Source organism: Baaleninema sp., assembly GCF_049974805.1.
Lineage (GTDB): Bacteria > Cyanobacteriota > Cyanobacteriia > Cyanobacteriales > Geitlerinemataceae > Baaleninema.
In genome coordinates this window covers 1-4,180 of record NZ_JBNGCO010000200.1, presented here as the reverse complement: position 1 = coordinate 4,180, position 4,180 = coordinate 1, and the positions used below count along the sequence as shown (strand labels likewise).

Annotated in this window: 3 protein-coding genes; all 3 read right to left on the bottom strand. The window is 52.4% G+C overall.

Going from position 1 to position 4,180, the window contains the following annotated elements; all coding sequences use genetic code 11:
- Positions 1-237: 237 nt before the first annotated feature.
- On the bottom strand, positions 238-2,262 hold the full coding sequence (locus tag ACP5D4_RS21135; RefSeq protein WP_428013580.1) for an FAD-dependent oxidoreductase: 2,025 nt from the start codon (positions 2,260-2,262) through the stop codon (positions 238-240).
- 122 nt (positions 2,263-2,384) lie between these two features.
- Entirely contained in the window at positions 2,385-3,182 is a 798-nt protein-coding gene (locus tag ACP5D4_RS21130) for an MOSC domain-containing protein (RefSeq protein ID WP_428013579.1), read from the bottom strand.
- 622 nt (positions 3,183-3,804) lie between these two features.
- On the bottom strand, positions 3,805-4,107 hold the full coding sequence (locus tag ACP5D4_RS21125; RefSeq protein WP_428013578.1) for a DUF3181 family protein: 303 nt from the start codon (positions 4,105-4,107) through the stop codon (positions 3,805-3,807).
- Positions 4,108-4,180: the final 73 nt, after the last annotated feature.

Genomic DNA, 4,180 nt, shown 5'->3' with positions numbered 1-4,180 from the left:
ATTTTTCTAAAATTATGCTACTGATAGTCCGTAAGTTTCCATCGTTCCTACGCTCGGCGTAGGGACGCACCTTTCGGACGCTCGGCGTCGAGTCGTCAAACACGGGGCGCAGAGCGCCTCAACTCCCGTTCCCACGCCGAGCGTAGGAACGATAAGACGGGTTAGTTTGATGCTTTCATCAATGGCAGCGTTATTGAAAATTGGTATTACAAAGGTGAGATGCACCCAATTTAACCCCTAATCCCAGCTATCCCAAGTATTGTTAAAAATCGACGTATTGGGAAACACGACCGGATTGCCATTATCCGTCAACCGCCGTTGCAACGCCTCTAACTGCGGTTCCGGATAAGGTAAATCGTCCACCAACTCGTAAGGGGCAATGTCGTTTTCCAACGCAAACGCCGCCGTGGTTCCCACCGCAGCCCCCGCAGACCATTCAAACGAATGAACTCGGTACGCCGCTGCTGCAATGTGACTCGTTGCGATGCTTTTTCCGGCCACTAAAAGGTTGTCTAACTTCTGCGGAATCGTCGATCGCAGGGGAATTTGAAACGGAAACGCTCGTCCGGCGCCTCGCCGTTCCCCCGGACGTTCGTAGTTTCCGGGGGCTTCTGGGGGACTCAACGCCATACAGGGGTGAAAGTCGATCGCATAATGTCCGATTCCCACGGTATCCGGAAACAGGGTCGATCGCATCCGTCGTTCGGCGTCTTCTGGCGGAATCTCCCGTGCAGCCACCGCCGTCGCGTCCAACCCCGACAACACCGCCCACAATTGGCGAAATTCCTTGGGAAGTAAATTAATGCGGTAGAAATCCTCGCGAAAATCCGCTTGGGAAATATCCACTTCCCACACCGTAAACCCGTCGCGGTGCGTCCAGTCGGGACGACCCACAATCCGCCGTCCTTCCCGCATATAGGGATATTTCGACAAACCGTGAGCAGTTCCCATCGGCGAGTCAAACCCGCTCAGATAGCGGTGGTTGGGGTGGGGTTCTTTGACGCCGTCGCCTAATTGGGAATCGGTGGTACCGCGAACCAACCAATAAAAATAGCCGATCGCATTTTCTTCGCCCCGTCGCAGCGTCTCCGTTCGCAGTCCCCCCAGCCAGCCGCCGGGTTCGAGTTGTCCGGTTTCGGCCAGTTGGTTGCGGGTGTAAATCAAGTTGTCCTCAGCGGTTCCGGGGCGATAGTCGTTTCCCCAAGTCCAGTTTTGCATGGAGATGTCGCCGGGATAGATGGGGTATTCTCGCACGTTCCCCGGTAAGTCTTCCTTCGGCTTCATGCTGTGGATGCGGCGATAGGTGTAAACCAGGGTGAAGTCCGCGAGGCGATCGAGTTCGTAGCTGTAATAGGGTTCGTACTGGGGGTAAAATTCCGGCATTTCGTGGTTTTGGGGTTCCTCCGTCGCCTCCATCGCGAAGGTGTAGGTGAAGCCTTGGGTACAGTAAGGATCGCCGGTTTCGCTGGAAGAAGAGGGTTCGAGATAGGAACGAGGATCGATTCCCACGCGATAGGGAACGTCCGCTAAGCCGATGAGTTCTCCGGTTTCTGTGGCGTCGATGACGTACCAGTTGGGGGACCTTCGCGGCGGTTCGTCTTCGTCTAAGGGTTGGGGGACAAATCGAACGATCGCCTTCTCGAATCGATCGGAATCCTCGTAACGATAGGTGTCTTCGATGGTTTCAGACAGGGTAAAGGTATTAATCGGAGGTGCGTCGGGAGCGGGTTTATGTTGAATCGCGATCGCAGCGGAAATGATGTTCCCTTCAGCGTTGTACTCGAGGTCTTTTACAACCGTGTTGGGGAACCATTTCAGGGTTCCATCTCCTGCATCTGCAGCATCTTCGAGGATTTCAAACAGCAACTCGTGGCCGTCGTAGGGCATAAAACAGGACTCGCTGACCCAACAAGCCCCCGGATTGAGAAGATTGTAATGGTCTTCAATGGCAGTTCGTAACGCCAGATAGCCTCGAGGATAGTACAGCAAACTCCGTTGTGTGGCGCGTTCGTCGAGGGCGGAGGTTCCCTGAGATGAAATCTGTCCCCCCACCCAATCGGTAATTTCTGTCATACAGACGGTTTTTCCGTCGAGGAGAGCTTCGTAAGCAGCGGCGGAACCGGATAAGCCACCACCGACAACCAGCAGTTCGCAGGTTTCTTCGATGTCGGGGCTTCTTGGCGGCGTGGCGACGGCGACAGGGACGAGACTCGATGCGAGTAGAGTCAGGGACGCCAGGGAAAGTAACGTCTTGCGCTTCATGGGTCGATTTAAAAACGAGGATATCTGAAGTGTCTTCTAGCAAACACCAAAATTGTGGCGAAATGGTGTCAGTTTTTCAGCCGCCAGCCTTTTTCAGTCGCCAGTCACCCGTCACCTGTTTTTCAGGCTTCGCTGAGAGATACGTCGTCGTCGATGGTGACGGTTCCCGAGGTTAAGACTTTGGCGATAACTCCGGTTCGAGCCTGTCCGAAGTGTTGGGAAAGTGCGTCTAACAGCGGTAAATCGGCTTCTCCGGTGTCGGGGTTGACGTTGATGTTGAAACAGCGTCCGATGGGGGCGGTGACTTCCACGAGGACGCTTCCCAACTGGAGGCGATGTCCAACGAGTTGGAATTCTTCCCAGGCGGAGAGTCCGTCGATGACGAAATTGGGGCGGAATCGCCGAGGATCGAGGGTTTCTAGGCCGACGGCTTGGGCGATCGCGTTGAAGGTACTTTGGGAAATGATGGAAATATGGCCCTGTTGGCGATCGAGATAGCGAACCTTTCCGGTCGCCGTTCCCACGAGGCGAACTGGGGCGGGTTGGGGATGTCTGGCGGCGGGACTGGGGGTGAGGGTTTGCAGGTATTGGGTGAAAAATTCGCCGATTCGATCGCGATCGCTCTGCTCCTCCGGTTTCGCCGACAGCAGGGTTTTCCCCTCCCGTTCCACCATCAAGGTTCCATTATCGAAGTCGTAGTGACAAGATAAGGCAGCTAGTTGCGGCCAGTCGTTTTGAACGGCGAAATGCTGTTTTTTCTGCCAGGGAACGACGGTTTCGGTTCCGGTTCCCGTATCGACAAACATCAATCCCAAGGCGCGATCGCCCACCATTCCCCCATTTTCCCGTAACTCCGCTCGGGCGATCGCCTGGGGGGTCAATCCTTTGACGGGATGTATGAAAATTTGTTGAACTTGCATTTTTTTTCTGCGTTTTTAACAATCATAGAGACTTTCACAATTTTCTATAACAAATAATTTTTGCATGAGATTTTATCGATTTAAAAGGGTCTCCGCCGTTTGCGGGGGAAAATGTATAGCAAAATACAAATACCTGGAGAATCGAGAGCCAAAACCCCTGAAATCTCGTGAAGTCAGTTTTTCTGTCACCCTAAACGGCGAAGAGCCATTTAAAATTGGATTGAAACGAGAAAATCGGGTTTCTTGACCGACAAGTTTAGAGACTATAAGACAGTTTAAAAATGACAAAAACTGACATAAAATACCGATTTTTCAAGAAAATGCCGTTAACTTAATATCAGAGAAAAATGAGAAAACCGGGTTTCTTGACCGACAACTACATCACTCCTGAAACCTCAGTGGTGCAGAAAACTTTTCGAGATCTGGGGTTGACAAAATACATATTATGTGTATTTTGGATTGAGCGAGATACCCGGCATCTCCAAGATGCCGGGTATCTCCGGCAGCCATTTACCGATTTGAGATTTTCAGGCTGACCCTTTAATACGGAGATATCTTTTCTAACAAGGGTTTCAGGACTTTTCTGCACCACTAAGCTCCTGAAACTCTCCGAACCGACGAACTAGAGATTTTCCTTCTGGAAATCCTCTAACAGTTCCACCAATTGACTTTGACCGGAGGTCGGAAGTAAGTCCGACAGCGGGACTTGCGTGCGTCCGCCGCCGAGGGGAACGGAGATGTCTCGTAACACCGCTTGCACGTTGTCCTCGCTGAGGTCGTCGTTTTCCAGCATCGGATAAAACCGTTCGGCGAGGGGGATATGTAAGTGGGCGTCGCCGAGGTAAAGATGCCATTTTGCCACGTCGATATAGATTTTATCGGCGATTTCGGCGGCGAGGGTTTCGATTTCTCGGGTCGTAGCCATGATTTCGTAGAGTTTCGACGTTGACATCCTATCCCAGCAACCCGTTCTGGGTATGCCGGGAGATTCCTTGGGT